The organism is Bradyrhizobium nitroreducens (assembly GCF_002776695.1).
Lineage (GTDB): Bacteria > Pseudomonadota > Alphaproteobacteria > Rhizobiales > Xanthobacteraceae > Bradyrhizobium > Bradyrhizobium nitroreducens.
The window spans coordinates 5652416-5652763 of record NZ_LFJC01000003.1; the positions used below are offsets into that span (position 1 = coordinate 5652416).

Sequence of the window (348 nt, forward strand, 5' to 3'; positions counted from 1 at the left end):
TGACTCCGGAGTGATCGGCTTTACGGCGTATACCGAGGAGGGTGAGAAGGGCGAGCGGGTCTATGCCCGGGGACGGGCGGTGGTGGTGTCGGACGAGATCGCTCCGGCCCTGGACCTCGCGGAGCTGCAGGCGCGATGCACGGAGACGGCGAGCGGGCAGCAGTGCTACCAGGCGTTCAACTCGGTGGGACTGACGCTGGGGCCGGCGTTCCGTTCGGTGCAGCAACTGAGGATGGGAACGGACGCGCAAGCGGCGACATTGGTCGTGGGCGAGTTGTGTCTGGACGACAGCGTTGTCGGGACGCGCGGGGCGTATGTGCTGCATCCCGGGTTGCTGGATGGAGCGTT

Annotated in this window: 1 protein-coding gene; it reads left to right on the forward strand. The window is 67.0% G+C overall.

All coding sequences use genetic code 11. The features are described 5' to 3' along the window. A partial coding sequence (locus TSA1_RS40380) for a polyketide synthase dehydratase domain-containing protein (protein ID WP_210421933.1) occupies positions 1 to 348 on the forward strand: 348 nt, incomplete at both ends.